The sequence below is a fragment of the Nonomuraea sp. NPDC049486 genome (assembly GCF_040676925.1).
GTDB classification, from domain to species: domain Bacteria; phylum Actinomycetota; class Actinomycetes; order Streptosporangiales; family Streptosporangiaceae; genus Nonomuraea; species Nonomuraea ferruginea.
Window position 1 is genome coordinate 63591 of sequence record NZ_JBFAPV010000019.1, and the last position, 17136, is coordinate 80726.

General features: G+C 72.7%; 19 protein-coding genes and 1 pseudogene. 7 read left to right on the forward strand and 13 right to left on the reverse strand.

The genetic code is table 11. From position 1 onward, the window contains the following. Positions 1 to 6: 6 nt before the first annotated feature. From AB0K05_RS38545 to AB0K05_RS38585, 9 genes are all read right to left on the reverse strand, one after another. Positions 7 to 1023, reverse strand: coding sequence for an NAD(P)-dependent alcohol dehydrogenase (locus AB0K05_RS38545; RefSeq protein WP_364236067.1), 1017 nt, complete (start codon positions 1021 to 1023; stop codon positions 7 to 9). A gap of 9 nt (positions 1024 to 1032) precedes the next feature. Then, positions 1033 to 1257: a helix-turn-helix transcriptional regulator gene (locus AB0K05_RS38550; protein WP_219546342.1), complete on the reverse strand. Its 225-nt coding sequence runs from the start codon at positions 1255 to 1257 to the stop codon at positions 1033 to 1035. Positions 1258 to 1259: 2 nt separating this feature from the next. Then, positions 1260 to 1679: a hypothetical protein gene (locus AB0K05_RS38555; protein WP_364236069.1), complete on the reverse strand. Its 420-nt coding sequence runs from the start codon at positions 1677 to 1679 to the stop codon at positions 1260 to 1262. A gap of 126 nt (positions 1680 to 1805) precedes the next feature. Continuing rightward, positions 1806 to 2393 carry an isochorismatase family protein gene (locus AB0K05_RS38560; protein WP_364236071.1) on the reverse strand — a complete coding sequence of 196 codons (588 nt, stop codon included), beginning with the start codon at positions 2391 to 2393 and terminating at the stop codon, positions 1806 to 1808. Further along, positions 2390 to 4234 (reverse strand): hydantoinase B/oxoprolinase family protein, encoded by a 1845-nt coding sequence (locus AB0K05_RS38565; RefSeq protein ID WP_246640292.1) that lies wholly within the window; start codon positions 4232 to 4234, stop codon positions 2390 to 2392. Before AB0K05_RS38565 ends, AB0K05_RS38560 begins: the two co-directional genes overlap by 4 nt. Beyond that, positions 4231 to 6234 carry a hydantoinase/oxoprolinase family protein gene (locus tag AB0K05_RS38570; protein ID WP_364236074.1) on the reverse strand — a complete coding sequence of 668 codons (2004 nt, stop codon included), beginning with the start codon at positions 6232 to 6234 and terminating at the stop codon, positions 4231 to 4233. Before AB0K05_RS38570 ends, AB0K05_RS38565 begins: the two co-directional genes overlap by 4 nt. A gap of 16 nt (positions 6235 to 6250) precedes the next feature. Beyond that, positions 6251 to 7447 (reverse strand): CoA transferase, encoded by a 1197-nt coding sequence (locus tag AB0K05_RS38575; RefSeq protein WP_364236076.1) that lies wholly within the window; start codon positions 7445 to 7447, stop codon positions 6251 to 6253. Then, a complete protein-coding gene (locus AB0K05_RS38580; RefSeq protein ID WP_148031631.1) occupies positions 7444 to 8085 on the reverse strand; it encodes a GntR family transcriptional regulator in 642 nt (213 codons plus the stop codon). The genes AB0K05_RS38575 and AB0K05_RS38580 overlap by 4 nt, the downstream gene beginning before the upstream one ends. A 76-nt stretch (positions 8086 to 8161) precedes the next feature. After that, a complete protein-coding gene (locus AB0K05_RS38585; RefSeq protein ID WP_271280065.1) occupies positions 8162 to 9154 on the reverse strand; it encodes an alpha/beta hydrolase in 993 nt (330 codons plus the stop codon). A gap of 80 nt (positions 9155 to 9234) precedes the next feature. On the opposite strand from AB0K05_RS38585, the gene AB0K05_RS38590 reads away from it, so the two are divergent. Together AB0K05_RS38590 and AB0K05_RS38595 are read left to right on the forward strand one after the other, a co-directional pair. Beyond that, positions 9235 to 9822, forward strand: a complete 588-nt coding sequence (locus AB0K05_RS38590; RefSeq protein ID WP_219546336.1) for a TetR/AcrR family transcriptional regulator — start codon at positions 9235 to 9237, stop codon at positions 9820 to 9822. A 35-nt stretch (positions 9823 to 9857) separates the two neighbouring features. Further along, positions 9858 to 10157, forward strand: coding sequence for a hypothetical protein (locus AB0K05_RS38595; RefSeq protein ID WP_148031634.1), 300 nt, complete (start codon positions 9858 to 9860; stop codon positions 10155 to 10157). Between the two features lie 3 nt (positions 10158 to 10160). Here the strand turns inward: AB0K05_RS38595 and AB0K05_RS38600 are convergent, their stop codons facing one another. The 3 genes and pseudogenes from AB0K05_RS38600 to AB0K05_RS38610 form a co-directional block, all read right to left on the reverse strand. Continuing rightward, positions 10161 to 11117 (reverse strand): winged helix-turn-helix domain-containing protein, encoded by a 957-nt coding sequence (locus AB0K05_RS38600; protein ID WP_364236082.1) that lies wholly within the window; start codon positions 11115 to 11117, stop codon positions 10161 to 10163. A 43-nt stretch (positions 11118 to 11160) separates the two neighbouring features. Next, complete coding sequence (locus AB0K05_RS38605; RefSeq protein ID WP_271280068.1) at positions 11161 to 12006, reverse strand: TetR/AcrR family transcriptional regulator C-terminal domain-containing protein; 846 nt, start codon at positions 12004 to 12006, stop codon at positions 11161 to 11163. Beyond that, positions 11992 to 12222: pseudogene (locus AB0K05_RS38610) on the reverse strand (helix-turn-helix domain-containing protein); the annotation flags it as partial. The pseudogene AB0K05_RS38610 and the gene AB0K05_RS38605, both read right to left, overlap by 15 nt. A gap of 18 nt (positions 12223 to 12240) precedes the next feature. Between AB0K05_RS38610 and AB0K05_RS38615 the strand changes: the two are divergent. From AB0K05_RS38615 to AB0K05_RS38635, 5 genes are all read left to right on the forward strand, one after another. After that, a complete protein-coding gene (locus tag AB0K05_RS38615) occupies positions 12241 to 13932 on the forward strand; it encodes a right-handed parallel beta-helix repeat-containing protein (RefSeq protein ID WP_364236085.1) in 1692 nt (563 codons plus the stop codon). Between the two features lie 9 nt (positions 13933 to 13941). Then, positions 13942 to 14757, forward strand: a complete 816-nt coding sequence (locus tag AB0K05_RS38620) for an LLM class flavin-dependent oxidoreductase (RefSeq protein ID WP_364236088.1) — start codon at positions 13942 to 13944, stop codon at positions 14755 to 14757. Beyond that, entirely contained in the window at positions 14754 to 15188 is a 435-nt protein-coding gene (locus AB0K05_RS38625; protein ID WP_148031638.1) for a nucleoside deaminase, read from the forward strand. The genes AB0K05_RS38620 and AB0K05_RS38625 overlap by 4 nt, the downstream gene beginning before the upstream one ends. Positions 15189 to 15323: 135 nt before the next feature. Then, complete coding sequence (locus AB0K05_RS38630; RefSeq protein ID WP_148031639.1) at positions 15324 to 15662, forward strand: YciI family protein; 339 nt, start codon at positions 15324 to 15326, stop codon at positions 15660 to 15662. Then, positions 15659 to 16876 carry a sigma-70 family RNA polymerase sigma factor gene (locus AB0K05_RS38635; RefSeq protein ID WP_364236093.1) on the forward strand — a complete coding sequence of 406 codons (1218 nt, stop codon included), beginning with the start codon at positions 15659 to 15661 and terminating at the stop codon, positions 16874 to 16876. The genes AB0K05_RS38630 and AB0K05_RS38635 overlap by 4 nt, the downstream gene beginning before the upstream one ends. Before the next feature lie 65 nt (positions 16877 to 16941). Here the strand turns inward: AB0K05_RS38635 and AB0K05_RS38640 are convergent, their stop codons facing one another. Further along, positions 16942 to 17124, reverse strand: a complete 183-nt coding sequence (locus tag AB0K05_RS38640; RefSeq protein WP_271280246.1) for a hypothetical protein — start codon at positions 17122 to 17124, stop codon at positions 16942 to 16944. Positions 17125 to 17136: the final 12 nt, after the last annotated feature.

A 17136-nucleotide genomic window follows, 5' to 3' on the forward strand; every position in this document is an offset into this window, starting at 1 on the left:
GGCGGCTCAGATGGTGATGGCTATCTTGCCGGCGACCTGGCCGGTGGTGAGGTAGGCCAAGGCGTCGGGCGTCCGGGCGAGGGGGTAGGTGCGGTCGAGGGCCGGGGTGAGGGCGCCGGAGTCGATGAGGCCGGTCAGGGTTTCCAGGTCGGCGGCGGACTCGGTGGACATGAGGCCGGTCAGGCGCTGGCCGACGAAGAGCGACAGCAGCATCGCCCGGATCTGGCGGTCGGCGCCCTGGAGCACGCGCCCGCCTCCGGGCCCGCCCACGATGACGAGCGCGCCCCGGGGGGCGAGGACGCGGCGCAGCCGGCCCAGGCGGCGGTTGCCGGCCGTGTCGAGGATGAGGTCGTACCGGTCGGCGCCGGTGGTGAAGTCCTCGCGGGTGTGGTCGATGACGTGGTCGGCGCCGAGGGAGCGGACCACGTCGGTCTTCGCGGTGCGGCACACGCCGGTGACGTGGGCGCCGTCGGCCTTGGCGATCTGGACGGCGTAGCTGCCCACGCCGCCGCCCGCGCCGGTGATGAGGACCCGCTGCCCGGCGGCGAGCCGGCCGGCGTCGCGCAGCCCGTGGAGGGCGGCGCAGGCGGAGATGGGCACGGTGGCGGCCTGGGCGAAGCTGAGGGAGGCCGGTTTGGGGGCGAGCTTGTCCTGGTGGGCGCGGGCGTACTCGGCGTAGGCGCCGTCGCAGGTGCCGTAGACCTCGTCGCCGGGACGGAACCGGGTGACGTCGGCGCCGACGGCCGCGACGCGGCCGGCCACGTCCATGCCGGGGACGGGGTTCCTGGGCCGGCGCAGCCCGAAACCGGCGGCGCGCACCACGTAGGGCAGGCCGGTGACGACGTGCCACACGCCCTGGTCGACGCCGGCGGCCTCGACGCGGACGAGCACGTCGCCGGCGCCGACGGCCGGGACGTCCATGTCACGCAGCTGGAGCTGCGCCGGTGCGCAGTAGGCGTCGCGGGCGATCGCGGTCATCGTCTTCTTCGTCATGGTCGTCTCGATCCTGGCCGGGGTGGTCATGGGGTGTGGTTACTCCTGGGAGTCCGGGTACTGGAAGACGTCGTCGAGCGGCACCCCGAACACCCGGGCGATCTGGAACGCCACCTCCAGCGACGGCGAGTAGCGGCCCTGCTCGATGGCGATGACGGTCTGCCTGGTGACCCCGATGCGGTCGGCCAGCTGTGCCTGCGTCATCTCGCCGTGCGCGAACCGCAGGGCCCGGATCGAGTTCGTGACCTTCGTGGGCTTGACCATGGTCAGAAGCCCCGGCGGTACAGGACGATCTTCACGGCCGAGGAGACGACGGTGGCCAGGACGAACGCCAGGTACAGCGCGTTGGCGATCCAGAAGTGGGCGGCCTCCGCCATGGCCAGGGCCATGGGCACGAGTGCCGCGATGCTCATGACGTAGAAGCCGACGTAATCGCCCAGCCGGTTGATCTGCCGGTCACGCTCGTCGGTCCGGCCGGCCTCCTTCGGCGAGGCGACGGCGGCCGCGATATTGGCGACGATGCCCAGGCCGATCCCGGCGGCGATCGCGATGAGCATCGGCCGCACGTAGGCGATCCGCGCGACGTCCGCTCCCGGCACCTGCGACAGGACGACGACGAAGTAGACCGCGTAGACGCCGACGCCCACCACGAGGTAGATCCACGAGCGTTTCTCTTCGGAGGACATGCCCTGCTCCCATGTAAAGAAATTTTTACAAGGTCAAAGGTAAAGCAGCGCAGACATGGTGTCAATAATCTTTAACACGAGGCGGCATGCCGAAGCCGGGTGCCGGCCGAGCCGGCACCCGGCTTTCTAGGCGTCCAGGCGCCGGAGCACCGCCTCCTCGTCCCAGATCTCGCCGTACTTGGCGCCGATGTCGAACAGGTTCGCCTCGTGCGGCCCCGGGTCCCGGTCGCCGACCGCCTGGCGGACCACGACCGGGACGAAGCCGTGCTGCACCGCGTCCACGGCGCTGGCCCGTACGCACCCGCTGGTGGACACCCCGGCGATGAGCAGCGTGTCCACCCGCAGCGAGGTCAGCGTGGAGGCGAGGGTGGTGCCGAAGAACGCGCTCGCGTACTGCTTGACGATCACCACCTCGCCGTCGGCGGGCGCCACCTCCGGCATCAGCTCGCCCAGCGGGCCGGCCAGGTGCCGCAGCGGCGGCACCTTCCGGTAGAACAGCCCGCCGTCGAGACCGCCCGCGCCGAACGCGACCCGGGTGTGGACCACCGGCACGCCGGCCGCGCGGGCCGCCGACAGCACCCGGGCGGCGCTGTCGAGGCAGTCGCGCGACCCCATGTAGAGATCCGCCCCGGGCTCGAAGTAGGCCCGCATCAGGTCGATGAGGATGAGCGCGGGACGCTCCCCGAACGGGAGCGTCCCGTCGAACGGGTTCACGCCCTGGCCGGGGGCCGGGGGGCGGGCAGGCCGGTCTCCTCCTCGCACCTGGCCAGGATCTCCGCCATCGGCGGGCCCATGTCGAACACCTTGAGCTCCGGCCTGGTGCCCTCCAGCTCCGCCCGCAGGTCGCGGGTGGCCGCCTCGTCCACCGTGCCGTCGGCCGCGCAGACCACCCCGTACCGGCGGGCGCCGCCGGCCGTCAGCAGGCCGCGCCGTACCTCCAGCCCGACCAGGGCGGGGTCGCGGGCCAGCGGGTCGCCCCAGCCGCCGCCGCCCCAGGTGACGAAGTGCAGGACGTCGCCCGGCCGGACCGGCACGTCGTGCACCTTGCTCGGCAGGATCTCCTTGCCGCCGTCCGCCCGCTCGATCCACTTGCGGCCGCGCGCGCCCGGCTCGCCGCCGTTGACCCCCCACGGGTAGGTCAGCCAGCGGTCGTCGTGGATGGCGATGGTGCCCGGCTTCAGGAACCGGTACGCCACGTCCACGCCGTTGCCGCCCCGGTGCAGGCCCGCTCCCCCGGTGTCGGCGACGGTCTCCCAGCGTTCGATACGCAGCGGGTAGTACGACTCCAGGAACTCGCACGGGATGTTGGTGAACGACGGCCACAGCGAGTGCCCGTCGGGGCCGTCGCCGATCGGCCTGCCGGGGATGCCGCCGAAGCCGATGGAGTACAGCTGGAACCCCTCGCCCGCGTACATGAAGTGGGGTGAGGAGGAGAAGCCGGCCGCGTTCAGCAGGTCGGGCGTCTTCTGCCCGAGCAGCCCGCCGAACAGGTCGAAGATGCGGCCGATGCCGTGGTTGCGGGCGTTGAGCGCGGCCGGATACTCCGGCTTCCAGAAGCTCTTCTCCGGGATCCGCACGTCGACCAGCGGGTAGAAGCCATCGTTCCAGAGGATCTGCGGGTCGGCCACCGTGATGAGGTAGATCCCGAAGAACATCCGGGCGAGGTTCTCGTTCAGGTAGTAATTGATCGGCCCCTCGGCCTGCTCGGAGCTGCCGGTGAAGTCGAGCAGCACCTTGTCGCCGGTCCGCGTCAGCGACAGCGACAGCTCGTACGGGCCGTTGCCGACGCCGTCGTCGCAGATGTAGTCCTTGAAGGTGAGCGTCTCACCGTCCTCGAACAGCGTGGTGAGCAGGACGCGCATCGCGTCGTGGTTGCGCTGGAGCAGCGCCCGCAGGGCCGAGGTGTAGGTGTCCGCGCCGAAACGGGCGCACAGCTCCTGGATCCGGCGCCCGGCGGTGCGGCAGGCCGCCACGATGCCGTTGAGGTCGGCCCGGTTCCAGTCGGGCCTGCGCACCTGGTTGAGGATGATCCGCAGCGCGTCCTCGTTCAGCACGCCCTTGGAGTAGAGCTTGAAGGGCGGGATGACCACGCCCTCCTCGAAGATGGTGCGCGCGTCGGTGGGCATCGAGCAGGCGGTCTTGCCGCCGACGTCCGACATGTGGCCGAACATCGAGGCCCAGCCGACCACCCGCCCGTCCACGTACACCGGCATGACCACCAGCCAGTCGTTGGCGTGGCTGATCGCGCCGTCGCAGGAGTACGGGTCGGAGGTGAGCAGCACGTCGCCCTCCTCCACCGTCCCGTCGAACCGGTCGAGCAGGGCCGGGATCGACAGGCCGAACTGCCCGGCGACCATCCGCCCCTCGGCGTCGGCGATGAGCGGGAACTCGTCGTGCTGCTCGCGGATGCCCGGCGACAGGGCGGTGCGGAAGAGCACCTCGTCCATCTCGTAGCGGGCGTTGCGCAGCGCGTTCTCGATGATGTCGAGCGTGACGGGGTCGACCTCGGTCTCGGCCAGGGGTCCCGTCGCGGTCTGGATGATCTGGGCCATCATGCCTCCAGTGGCCGGATGAGCAGGCTGCCGCTCTCGTGCACGTCGGCCACGTGGCCGGGCAGGACGAGCGTGGTGGAGTCCATCTCGGTGACGATCGCGGGACCTTCGATCCGGTTGCCCGCGAGCAGGGTGCCGCGGTCGTAGATCGAGGCCTCGGCCCAGCCGCCGTCGATCCATACCTCGTGCTTGTCGACCGGCTCGGCGGCGGGGCCGCCCTGGTCGAGGCGGACCGGCCGGACGTCGGGGCGCGGCCCGCTCACCGAGGCGCGGGCGCTGACGACCTCGTGCTCGTTGCTCAGCAGGAACGAGAACAGCCGCTCGTGCTCGGCGTCGAACGCCTTGCCCAGCGCCTCCAGCCCGGTGTCCAGGCCGAGGTCGATGGGGATCTCGAAGCCCTGGCCGTGGTAGCGCACGTCGACCTGGTACGTGACGGTCTGGTCGGCGCGGCCCACCCCCTCGGCCTCCAGCGTGGCGGCGGCCCGCTCGGCCAGCTCGGTCAGCATCTGCCGCAGCTCGTCGTCGGTGAGCTGGGAGAAGCGCTTGATGCTGGTCCTGGACGCCTCGTCCCGCAGGCACGTGGTGGCGTCCCCGTACGCGCAGAGCACGCCGGGCGACGGCGGGATGATCACCGGCCACGAGCCGGTCAGCCGGCCCAGCGCGTTGGCGTGCAGCGGCCCGGCGCCGCCGAAGGCGACCAGCGCGAAGTCGCGCGGGTCGAAGCCCTGCTGGACGGAGACGAGGCGGAGCGCGCCGAACATGTTCTCGTTGACGATGTCGACGATGCCCTGCGCGGCGGCCTCGACCGACAGCCCCATCGCGTCCGCGACCTGGGCCACGGCCGCACGGGACCGTTCCCGGTCCAGCACGATCTCGCCGCCGGCCAGCCGCGACGGCAGGTAGCCGAGCACCACGTTGGCGTCGGTGACGGTGGGATCGGTGCCGCCCTTGCCGTAGGCGGCCGGTCCGGGCTCCGCGCCCGCCGACTGCGGGCCGACGCGCAGCGCCCGGGTCAGCTCGGGGACGTGCGCGACCGAGCCGCCGCCCGCGCCGACGGTCCGCACGTCGACCGAGGCCGAGCGGACGGTGAGGTCGCCGACCTTGGTCTCGCGGCCGACCCGCGGCCGGGCGTCCTGGACGAGCGCCACGTCGGTGGAGGTGCCGCCCATGTCGAAGGTGAGGAAGTCGGTGAATCCGGCCTGCTCGGCGACCCAGGTCGCGCCCGCGACCCCGCCCGCCGGGCCGGACAGCAGCATGTTGACCGGCGCCGCCTTGGCGCTCGCCTGGGAGGCCAGGCCGCCGTCGCTGCGCAGCGCGTACAGGTCCAGGCCCAGGTTGTCGAGGTACCTGGCCACCCTCGGCTGGACGTAGGCGTTGGCGACCGTGGTGACGGTCCGCTCGTACTCCCGCAGTTCCGGCAGCACCTCGGAGGAGATCGAGACGGGCACGCCCGGCAGCTCCTCGGCCGCCAGCTCGGCGATGCGGCGCTCGTGGCCGTCGAAGGCGAAGGAGTTGATCAGCGAGACGGCCAGCGCCTCCACGCCGCGCAGGGAGCGCAGCTTGGCCCGCAGGTCGTCCTCGTCCAGCGGCGTCACCACCGAGCCGTCGGCGGCGACCCGTTCCACGGCCTCGACGGTGTCCTCCAGCGCGGCCAGCGGCTCCGGCTTGGGCCAGATGATCCATCCGGCCAGGCCGCCGGGCACGAACGAGCGGGCGATCTGCAGCACCTGGCGGAAGCCCGCCGTGGTGACCAGGCCCACCCTGGCGCCCTTGCCCTCCAGGATGGCGTTGGTGGCGACGGTGGTGCCGTGCAGGATCTCCCCGATCTCGTCCGGGGAGACGTCCGCCACCGCGCACGCCTTCCGGATGCCGGCCAGGACACCGATCGACTGGTCATGGGGAGTGGACGGAGTCTTGGCGCGGTAGGTCTGCCCTGACTCCTGATCGATGAGAAGGATGTCGGTGAACGTCCCTCCGACGTCCACCCCGAGCCGGTAGCGCATGGGGGGTTCCTCGCTTCTAGATGATTCCGGCCGTGGAAAGGCCGGCGATCTCCTGGGGGGAGAGACCGAGCAGTCCTCCGTAGACCTCGTCGTTGTGCTGGCCGAGCGCGGGGCCCGCGCTGCGCACCCGGCCGGGGGTGCCCGACAGCTTCGGCACCACGTTCTGCATGGCCACCTCGCCGAAGTCCGGATGCGGCACCCGCACGATGGCCTCGCGGGCCTCGAAGTGCGGGTCGGCGAACATGTCCTGGGCCGTGTAGATCCGCCCGGCCGGCACGCCGCCGTCGTGCAGCAGGCGGAGCAGCTCGTCGGCCGGATACGTGACGGTCCAGGCCGAGATGAGCTCGTCCAGCTCGGCCATGTGCTCGCCCCGCGCGCCGTGGGTGGCGTACCGCTCGTCGTCCGCCAGCTCCTTGGCGCCCATGACCTGGGCCAGCCGGGTGAAGACGCTGTCCTGGTTGGCGGCGATGAGGATCGCGTCGCCGTCCCGGGTGGGGTAGACGTTGCTGGGCGAGACGTTCGGCAGCACGGGGCCGGTGCGCTCGCGCTGGTAGCCGGCCTGCTGCCACTCCGGCAGCAGCGACTCCATCATCGCCAGCACCGCCTCGTAGATCGCCGAGTCGACCACCTGGCCGCGGCCGCTGCGCTCGCGCTCGTGCAGCGCCACCAGCGTGCCGACGCACGCGTGGGTGGCGGCCAGGGAGTCGCCGATCGAGATCCCGGCCCGCGACGGCGGCAGGCTGGGGTCGCCGGTGACGTAGCGGATGCCGCCCATGGCCTCGCCGATCGACCCGTAGCCGGCGCGCGGCGCGTACGGGCCGGTCTGCCCGAACCCGGTCACCCGCGTGATCACCAGCCGGGGGTTGACCGCGTGCAGCTCCTCCGGCGACATGCCCCAGCGCTCCAGCGTGCCGGGGCGGAAGTTCTCCAGCAGCACGTCCGCCTCGGCGACCAGCTTCCTGACCAGGTCCTGGCCCTGCGGGGTGCGCAGGTCGCAGGTGACCGACTTCTTGTTGCGCGCCACGACCGGCCACCACAGCGACTTGCCGTGCGGCTTCTCCCTGCCCCACTGCCGCATCGGGTCGCCGCGGCCCGGGTCCTCAACCTTGATCACTTCCGCGCCGAAGTCGCCGAGCAGCTGCCCGCAGAACGGCCCGGCCAGCAGCTGGCCGAGCTCGATGACCCGGACGTCGTCCAACGGGAGATGTGTCATGCCTGCTTCCTCGGCTTCCTGGGCTTCCTCGGGCCGAGCAGGGACGCGCGGGCCGAGAACAGATGGGCCCGCATGACGGCCTCCGCCCATTCGGGGTCCCCGGCCCGTACGGCCGCCGCGATCTCGATGTGGTGGTTGACGCTGCGCCGCATCGCCTCCTCGTCGAAGGCGCTGTACGTGCGCAGCAGGACGGGCGAGTGGACCAGGGCGCTGATCGACTGGGCGAGCACGGTGCTGCCGCCCAGGCGCACCAGCTCCTGGTGGAACTCGGCGTTGAGCCGGTAGACCGCGTCGAGCTCCCGCCTGCCGGCGTGCTCGCCGAGCGACACGGCCACCTCGTGCAGCCGCTCGACGTCCTCGTCGGTGGCGGTCGCGGCGGCCTGCCGCGCGGCCAGGCCCTCGATCCTGGCCCGCAGCTCGAAGATGGTCTCCAGGTCCGCCGCCGGATACTCGATGACCCTGGCGCCCTTGTTGGCCGTGACCTCGACCAGGCCCTCCGACTGCAGCTGGCGCAGCGCCTCACGGACGGGGGTGCGGCTCACCTGGAGCAGCTGGGCGAGCTCGACTTCGCCCAGCCGGTCGCCGGGCGCGTAACGGCCGCCGAGTATCAGGGACCGAAGATCATCGATGACGGACATGCATACATCCTCACGCCGAATTCCCCGATTATGGGGAGTGGCGAGGAGTAATGGCAAGGTTTTGCATACATCTGGTTCAGTGGGCGTCGAGGAACGCGGCGATGTCCGCGGCGACCTCCTCGGGGTGCTCGCCGTTGATCGCGTGCGAGGCGTCCGGGTAGACCTTCACCGTGCCGTTCCGCAGCACGCGCCCGGCTACCTCGCGGGAGACGCCGGGGTCGTGCATCACGGACTCGCCGGCCAGGATCGCCAGCACCGGCATCGTCAGGCCGCTCAGCGCTCCTTCGCCGATGAGCGAGGGCTGCGGCAGGCGGAGCGTGTAGTTCTCCATCCCGGACTCGATCATGTCCGCCACCGGCACGTCCTCCACGGGAGCGCCGCCGGCGGTGTAGGAGTTGAACGAGTCGCGCCAGGACTTCGGCAGCCACGGCACGGACGCGGGGATGGCGCGGATCGCGGTGCCGGCCGGGATGCCCGAGAAGGTGTACACGGGGTCGAGCAGGGTCAGCGTGGCGACGTGCCGCGGCCGGTGGACGGCGAGGTTGACGGCCGTCCAGCCGCCGATGGACAGTCCGACCAGGTGGAAGGACTCCTCCGGAAGCTGCGCGAGCACCTGGTCGAGCCAGGCCGCCTGGTCGGCGTCGGAGGTGATCGGCGCCTCCTGCACGCTCTTGCCCGGCTCGCCCAGCAGGTCGATGGCGTAGACGTCACCGATCTTGAGCAGGTGCGGCAGGTTGTCGGCCCAGACCGGCGACGCGGACGCCCTGCCGGGCAGCAGCACCAGCGGCCCGGCCCGGCCGGAGGCGCCCTGGTAGCGGTGGACCCGCACGAACCCGAAGCCGGTGCGCACGTCGATCGTCTCGGCGGCCCGCGGCATGTCGGCCATCGCCCTGTCGTAGGCGGCCGTGAAGCGGGCGTGGCCCTCGGCGCTGTTCCAGTGTCCCACCGGTGACGGCTGGCGAAAGGTGAAGGCCAGGGCGACGGCCGCCACGGCGACCACGACACCCGCGATCTTCAATCTCCGGCGACGGCGCTTCGGCGGTGTCGTTCCGACGGTCTGCTCGGTCATCCTTCCCTCCCTGCTGAACAAGGGTCAATTTTTTGACCACACGGTCAGAGCATACGCGAGGGGCGGGTACGGTGGTGGCCATGGCAGGAAGGCGAACCGAGGACCGGCCGCTCAGCTTCATCGAGCAGGCGCGGCGCGACCAGCTCGTGGAGGTCACCATCGGCGTGGTGGCCGAGCACGGTCATGCCGCCGCCTCGCTGGCCCGGATCGCGGAGGCGGCGGGGATCACCAAGGGCGCGGTGCTCTACCACTTCGCCTCCAAGGACGCGGTCGTGGCGGCGGCCCACGCGCACGTGCTCGACGCGCTCGTGGCCGACATCGGGGCGGCGGTCGATGCCGCGCCGGCCGACGGGGCGCCGGCCGCGTACGTGCGGCGGATGGTCGGGCACCTGGCCGAGCGGCCGGACCACGCCCGGATGATCATCGAGGCGATGATCCACGACCACCGCCCCGACTCCTCGGCCCGCTGGAAGCCGCTCGCCACCCTCCTGGGTCATGCCCGCGAAGCGCGCGGTCTCGGCCCCGGGCCCGACCTGCGCACGCTCGCGATCATCACCGGCGGGGCGATCGACGCGATCGTCGGCGAGCGCCTGCAGGACCCCGCCTATGACGCCGGGGCCGCGGCCGAAGCGCTCGTCGCGATGCTGGAGTCGGCGGCCTTCGCCTGAGAGCGGACGCCCCTTTCGAGCTCCAGAACATCCGCGTGACCTGGCGCAGGGACCGCGCCGACCGGCGGGTCTGGGTCACGGTCAGCGGCCGGCTCCGCGACTCCGGCCCCGGTGACGGCTACTGCGCCCGTTTCGGGCTGCACACGTCGATCAACAGCTGGAAGATCGAGGAAACGTCGACCAAGGAGTGCGACGGGGTGTGGCGATCCACGTCCCTGGCCCTCGAACCCGGCAGCGGGGGAATGGTCTTCCTGGATCTCTACACGAAGCCCGGGGCCGACAGGACTTCGACGCCACTGCGGGACCCGTGGCGGAAGGACCATCACCCGTACTGACCCTCATCGGGCCGCCGGGTCCCCCCGCAGGAGTGACTCGCCCGACGGGGTCAGCGTGTGCAGGACGGCTCCCCCGATCCTGGACGTGCGGATCAGGCCGGCGTTGCGCAGCACGGTGGCGTGCTGGCTGGCGGAGGGGAGGGAGATCCCGACGCGCTCCGCCAGCGCCGTCGTGGTGGCCGGAACGCGCAGGGCGGCCAGGACCGCCGCCCGGGTGCGGCCCAGCAGCGGGCCGAGCGCGTCCGCGGAACCCGACGACTCCTCGCCGCGGCATATCGGGTACACCAGCACCGTGGAGTCGTCGGGCCGGTACGTCAGTACGGGCGACGGCGCGAAGTACGAGGGGATCAGCAGCAGCCCGCGCACGCACAGCCGGACGTCGTACGTGTGAGCCGAAGGGATGTGCAGGACGGGCGGGTCCCAGCGCCACGTGACGCTGAGCGTGGCCAGCATGGCGTCGAGCCCGCCGCGGAGCAGGGTTTCGAGGCGCACCGAGCGGTCGGCGGCGGCGGCCGCCCGCACCGCCGGCCACATGGGCGCCAGCGACGAGGCGAAATAGGCGCGCAGGTCGGTCGCCAGCGTCCGCCGCCCCGCTTCCGACCCGGCGGCCAGCTCCCGTAATCCCCGGCTCGGGTCGCGGGCGGACAACAGGCCCACTTCGGCGGCGATCCGGTCGGTGGGGATCTGGCCGATCCGCTCCACTGCGGCGGCGAAATCGTGGCAGTCCGGCTGCAGCAGGAAGTCCGGCACGAAGCCGTCGGCGCGGACCAGCTCCATGATGACGCCCGACCGGGCCGGTAAGTCGCCGCGGGGCGGGCGTCGTGCGCCGGGCCGCCACCGGCCTCCGCCGCGGGCACTGGACAGCAGTCGCACGCTGAGCGCCGTCTCGAACACGGCGTTCGGCTCGGGGGCGAAGGTGATCCTGCGCAGATCGGCTTCGGTGAACGCCAGTCTCAGCACGGGGGTTGATTTTCGCACGCCCGCGCGGGCTCGGGGCGTGCCGTCATCGCCGGGCCCGCCGTTCCCGGTAGGCGCGCTGGCGGCAGGCCCTGGAGCAGTACGCGCGCGGCCGGCCGGTCATGGCGCCCGGCAGAGGAGTCCCGCACATACCGCAGGTTTCGTCACGCGTTTCGTCACCCGCGAGGAGTTCGATGGCGTCCAGCAGCCGAGCCAGGCCGAACTCGAAGGGGTCGGCCGGCTCGTCCCAGGCGCCCGCCTCCCACAGGGCGGTGACGACCGGGTAGGCGCCCAGACGCTCGTAGAGCGAGTCCCGCGCGCCCCACCACTCCTCCTCGCCCACGCCGCTGGCCCGCTCGGCCGCGGCGACCTCGACCAGGCGCAACGCCTCGGCGTCCACGAACCTCCCCAGCAGGTCGGCGGCCGCGACCGTCCGGGCCGGGGTGAGGCCGGCGCCGGAGAGTATGCCGAGCAGGCGGTCGTAGAACGCGACGGCGTTCGGGCCGGGAAGGCGCCGGGTGCCCCGGACCTCTGCCAGCCACGGATGCCGCTTGCGCAGCTCCCAGCCCTGCCGCAGACAGGCCTCCAACTCCTCCCGCCAGCCGCCGGCCGCTCGGACGCCCACCCTCTCAGCGGCCTTCGCCGCAACGGTGTCTGCCTTCTCGGCGGACGTCGCCGGAACAGCGTCCGCTCCCTCGTCCGTCTCCTCCCCAGCGGCGCCCGTTCCACCGGCGCGCGACCGAGCGGCGCTGGGGGTTGGGTCCGCGGCGTCTGGAGACGGCGCAGCGGCGCTGCGGGACAGCGCGGCAGCGCCTGGTGGCGGCGTGAAGGTGCCGAGGGGTGGCGCGGAGGTGGCGGGGGGTGGGAGTGCGCCGATGGCGGCGTCGCGCATGAGGTCGACGAGGTGGTCGCGGCTGGGGACGTGGCGGTAGAGGGACATCGTGGTGAAGCCGAGCCGCTCGGCCACCTTGCGCATCGACAGCCCCGACAGCCCTTCGGCGTCGGCCACCTCGATGCCCGCCCGCACGATCGCGTCCACGCTCAGCCCCTGCCGCGGATCGCCGGCCGCGTCCCGCCACAGCAATTCCACCGGATCTACGTACGCCATGGTTTATGGTATATACCTGTGTACGCCATAAACGACATCTTCGTGTCCCCCACCGGCGACGACGACGCCCCCGGCACCCTCGACCGGCCCTTCGCCACCATCCCCCGCGCGCTCGAGGCCGCCAGGAAGGGCGGCGAGGCCGTCATCCACCTCAGGGCGGGCTCGTACCCGCCGTTCGAGCTCACCGACCAGGACCGCGACCTCACCCTCCAGCCCCACGACCAGGAGGAGGCCGTCATCAGCGGCGGCCGGACGATCACCGGCTGGACCTGGGAGGACGGCGTGTGGGCCGCCGACGCGGGCGACCTCGACACCCGCGGGCTGCACGTCGACGGCCGCAGGGCCGAGCGCGCGGGCATCGAAGGCTTCCCCGGCGACGCCACCCAGACCGTCACGGGTTACGTCACGTCCGAGCCGCTCGCCTGGGAGAACCCGGCCGGCGTCGAGTTCGTCTACCGCGGCGTCTATCCCTGGACCGAGGCCAGATGCCCGGTCGCCGCCGTCACCGCCGGAGGCACCGAGGTCGTCATGGCGCAGCCCGCCTTCGGCTGGGCGCTCGACCTGTACAACTCGGCCTGGGACGGCCAGACCCAGTCGGGCCCCGGCCTGCCCACCAGGATCGAGAACGACCCGTCCTTCCTCACCGAGCCGGGCACGTTCGTCCTCGACCGCTCCCGCCGCAGGCTCCTGTACCGCGGCGAGCGGCCCGGAACGGCCGTCGCCGCGGAAGCCGGGACCGTGCTGCGCGCCACCGGAGCCAGGAACGTCACCGTGCGCGGCCTGACCTTCGCCGACACGACCTGGTCCAGGCCCGGCTCACCAGGGGGCTTCCTGCACTACCACAGCACCGGCTACTACGACGGCGGCCCCGTCGAGAAGGTCGTCGTGGTCGAGGACCAGGCGTGGGTCACCGTACCGGGAGAGTCGAAGAGCATCCCCGCCGCCGTCACCCTCGACGGCTGCGCGGGCGTGACGTTCGAGCGGTGCCGGTTCACCCGGATGGGCGCCACCGCGCTCGGCCTGTCCGGCGGCTCCGGCCTGGCGGTCCGGGCCTGCGTCTTCGACGACCTCTCCGCCTCGGCCGTCTCCGTCGACGGCGGCGCGGGCGTCGTCATCGAGGACAACCTGATCGAACGCCCCGGCCTCGACTACCCCGGCTCCCCCGGCATCGCCGTGTCCGGCGCCACCGGGTGCACCATCGCGCACAACGAGATCACCGACGCCGCCCACTGCGGCATCGCCGCCGGGCCCGCGAACGGCACCCGGATCCTGCGCAACCTGGTCACCGGCGCGATGCGGGTGCTCGCCGACGGCGGCGGCGTCTACGTCTCCGGCCCGCAGGGCGCGAGCGCGGCCGACGCCGCGCTGATCAGCGGCAACGTCATCACCGACACCCGCACCCCGTACCACTTCGCCCTCTACACCGACTACGGCGCCGCCTGGGTGACGGTCGAGGGGAACGTCGTGGCGCGCGCCGACAACACCGCGGTCCTGCAGGTCTTCCCGCCCTTGGAGAACGTCACGTACCGGGGCAACTTCTGGGACGCCGACCCGGTCGGCAGCGACGCCGTCCCACCGGGAGTGACGTACGAGGACAACACCACCCTCACCGGGGAGGCGCTGGAGGACGCCACCGCGCACATCCGGGCGCGGGCGGGCCGCCGCCTCGATCCGCCGGGGCCGCTGGAGGCTCCGGCGATCAGGCCCTAAGCTGATCCGATGCGCCTCGGGGTGAACGTTCCCAACTTCGGACCCGGCACCGATCCCGGCACGCTCGAACGCTGGGCGTTGACCGTCGAAGGGCTCGGCTACGACCTGCTCATGCTCTCCGACCACCTCGTGATCACCCCCGACGTGGCCGGACAGTACCCCGCGCCGTTCTACGAGCCGTTCACCACGCTGGCCTGGCTGGCGGGCGTCACGCGGCGGATCCGGCTCGGCACCACCGTGCTGGTGGTGCCGTACCGGCATCCCCTGCTGACCGCCCGCATGGCCGCCAACCTGCAGCAGCTCAGCGGCGGGCGGCTGGTGCTCGGCGTGGGCGTCGGCTGGGCGCGGCAGGAGTTCGACGCGCTCGGCGTGCCGTTCGGGCGGCGCGGCGCGCTCACCGACGAGTACGTCGAGGCGATGCGGACAGCCTGGGCCGACGAGCGCGACTACGGGCCCGGCCGCATCCCGATCTGGGTCGGCGGCAACAGCGACGCCGCCCTGCGCCGGGCCGCCCGGCTCGGCGACGCCTGGCACCCGCTGCGCTTCCGGCTCCCCTGGCTGCGCGAGACGCTCGGCCGGGCGGAGGTGCCGGAGTTGGTGCCGCGCATCGCCCTCCGGATGACCGACACCCCCGTCACCGGCCCCGACCGGCTGGCCGGCGAGGGCACCCTCGACCAGATCATCGGCGACCTCGCCGAGCTGCGCGACCTCGGCGCCGCCACGGTCGTGCTCGACCCGTTCAACGGCGACCCCGCCGAGACCGCGCACCCCGAGACGGCCTGGCACGCGCTGGCCGCCGTCGCCGCCCGAAGGGAACTCCGGTGAACCACGACGACGAGCGCCGCCTGCGCAGGGCCATCGAGCTGGCCGCCTCCGCCCGCGACGCCGGCAACCCGCCGTTCGGGTCGCTGCTGGTGGGCCCCGACGGCACCGTGCTGGCCGAGGAGCGCAACACCACCGTCGCCGACCGCGACATCACCGCCCACCCGGAGCTGAAGCTGGCCCGCTGGGCCGCGCGCGAGCTCGACCCCGCCACGGCGGCCGGCACCACCATGTACACGAGCTGCCAGCCGTGCGGCATGTGCGCGGGCGCCATCGAGCGCTCCGGCCTCGGCCGCGTCGTGTTCGCCCTCTCCGGCGAGCAGCTCGACGCGATGAAGCCGGGCGGCGGCTTCCCGCCGGTGCCCCAGGAAGGCCCGGCGCTGCCGCAGGAGGCACGGGCCCCGGTCGAGGGCTACTACAGTCCACGTCCGTAACCACCGGCGGCCCGCTCACGGTCTCCATCCTCCACTTCGCCTGACGTCACGCTGACCGCTGCCGGAAAACGGGCCGGCCCCCTGTCGATCCCGGCGGCGGCCGTTCGTATAACGGGTGAGAGAGAGGAAAAGCCGATGAAGCAGTATCTGCTCAGCATCTACCAGCCTGACGGCGACCCGCCGCCGCCCGAGGTCCTGGAGCCGGTCATACGGAAGCTGGACGCGCTCAACGAGGAGATGCGGACGGCCGGCGCGTGGGTGTTCGCCGCCGCCCTGCACCCGCCGAGCACCGCCACCGTACTGCGGGCGAAGGACGGCGACGTGCTGATGACCGACGGCCCGTACACCGAGGGCAAGGAGCACCTGGGCGGCTTCACCGTCATCCAGGCGCCCGACCTCGACGCGGCGCTCGGCTGGGGCGGCAGGCTGGCCGAGGCCGTCGGGCTGCCGATCGAGGTCCGCCCGTTCCGATGACCGACGTCGAACGCGTCTTCGCCGAGGAGTACGGCCGGGCCGTGGCCGTGCTCACCCGCATCCTCGGCGACATCGACCTCGCCGAGGATGCGGTCCAGGACGCGTTCGCCGTCGCGGTCCGGCGGTGGCCCGAGGAGGGGCCGCCGCCCTCCCCCGCCGGATGGATCATCACCACCGCCCGCAACCGCGCCGTCGACCGGCTGCGCCGCGAGTCCGCGCGGGCCGGCAAGCACGCCCAGGCGGCCCTGCTGCACGCCCGTGACGAACCCGCCGAGGAGGGGCCCGTGCGCGACGACCGGCTGCGCCTGATCTTCACCTGCTGCCATCCGGCCCTGTCCAGGCCCGCCCAGGTGGCGCTGACGCTGCGGCTGCTCGGCGGCCTCGGCACCGCCGATATCGCGCGTGCCTTCCTGGTGCCGGAGACGACCATGGCGCAGCGGCTGGTGCGCGCCAAGGGCAAGATCCGCGACGCGCGCATCCCGTACCGGATCCCGCGCGAGGCGGACCTGCCGGACCGGTTGCGACCGGTGCTGGCCGTCCTCTACCTGATCTTCAACGAGGGGTACGCGGCCGGGTCCGGCGAGCGGCTGGTGCGCGAGGACCTGTGCGCGGAGGCGATCCGGCTGGGGCGGCTGCTGGCGGAGCTGATGCCGGACGAGCCGGAGGTGCTCGGCCTGCTGGCGCTCATGCTGCTGCTGGAGTCGCGCCGCCCGGCCCGCACCACCCCCGACGGCCGGCTCGTCCGGCTCGCCGACCAGGACCCGCGGCTGTGGAACGGCGCGCTGGCCGAGGAGGGGCGGGAGCTGGTGCGCCGCTGCCTGCGGCGCGACCGGCCGGGGCCGTACCAGATCCAGGCGGCGATCAACGCCGTGCACAGCGAGCCGCCGACCGACTGGCGGCAGGTGGTGGCGCTGTACGACCTGCTGATGGCCGTCGCGCCGAGCCCGGTGGCGGCGCTCAACCGCGCGGTCGCGGTCGCCGAGGTGTCCGGCCCGCGAGAGGCTCTCGGCCTGGTCGAGGCCCTCGATCTGGACCGCTACTACCTCTTCCACGCCGTACGCGCCGACCTGCTCAGGCGGCTCGGCCGTACGCGGGAGGCGGCTCGGGCGTACGAGGAGGCGATCGCCCGTACGGAGAACGGGGCGGAACGGGCGTTCCTGAGCCAGGCCCGCGAGGCGCTCACGAACGCGGAGTCCCCCTCCTCAAGGCAGTGATCGACCACGTGCCCGGGGCGACGGCGGGTGTCCCGGGCAGTCCGGTGTCGCAGACGCCGTCCTTGTCATGTGGCCCGCCGGCTCGGCGACGAGACGGCCGACGACGTCGTCTCCGAGACGTTCCTCGCCGCGTTCAGGCAGCGCCGCGCCTGCCGTACGCCGCCCTCTCGCCCGTCTGGACCTGCGTCCCCGGTGGTCGAGGAGACCTCGTAGTCCATGACGTACGGCCGCTCGACGTCGTCGCGCACGCGTAAGGATCT

What these genes read in the sequence shown, in the direction of transcription:
- AB0K05_RS38545 (WP_364236067.1), bottom strand. Translation starts at nt 1,023, where the DNA reads ATGACCACCCCGGCCAGGATCGAGACGACCATGACGAAGAAGACGATG.
- AB0K05_RS38550 (WP_219546342.1), bottom strand. Translation starts at nt 1,257, where the DNA reads ATGGTCAAGCCCACGAAGGTCACGAACTCGATCCGGGCCCTGCGGTTC.
- AB0K05_RS38555 (WP_364236069.1), bottom strand. Translation starts at nt 1,679, where the DNA reads ATGTCCTCCGAAGAGAAACGCTCGTGGATCTACCTCGTGGTGGGCGTC.
- AB0K05_RS38565 (WP_246640292.1), bottom strand. Translation starts at nt 4,234, where the DNA reads ATGATGGCCCAGATCATCCAGACCGCGACGGGACCCCTGGCCGAGACC.
- AB0K05_RS38570 (WP_364236074.1), bottom strand. Translation starts at nt 6,234, where the DNA reads ATGCGCTACCGGCTCGGGGTGGACGTCGGAGGGACGTTCACCGACATC.
- AB0K05_RS38575 (WP_364236076.1), bottom strand. Translation starts at nt 7,447, where the DNA reads ATGACACATCTCCCGTTGGACGACGTCCGGGTCATCGAGCTCGGCCAG.
- AB0K05_RS38580 (WP_148031631.1), bottom strand. Translation starts at nt 8,085, where the DNA reads ATGTCCGTCATCGATGATCTTCGGTCCCTGATACTCGGCGGCCGTTAC.
- AB0K05_RS38585 (WP_271280065.1), bottom strand. Translation starts at nt 9,154, where the DNA reads ATGACCGAGCAGACCGTCGGAACGACACCGCCGAAGCGCCGTCGCCGG.
- AB0K05_RS38590 (WP_219546336.1), top strand. Translation starts at nt 9,235, where the DNA reads ATGGCAGGAAGGCGAACCGAGGACCGGCCGCTCAGCTTCATCGAGCAG.
- AB0K05_RS38605 (WP_271280068.1), bottom strand. Translation starts at nt 12,006, where the DNA reads ATGCGCGACGCCGCCATCGGCGCACTCCCACCCCCCGCCACCTCCGCG.
- AB0K05_RS38620 (WP_364236088.1), top strand. Translation starts at nt 13,942, where the DNA reads ATGCGCCTCGGGGTGAACGTTCCCAACTTCGGACCCGGCACCGATCCC.
- AB0K05_RS38630 (WP_148031639.1), top strand. Translation starts at nt 15,324, where the DNA reads ATGAAGCAGTATCTGCTCAGCATCTACCAGCCTGACGGCGACCCGCCG.
- AB0K05_RS38635 (WP_364236093.1), top strand. Translation starts at nt 15,659, where the DNA reads ATGACCGACGTCGAACGCGTCTTCGCCGAGGAGTACGGCCGGGCCGTG.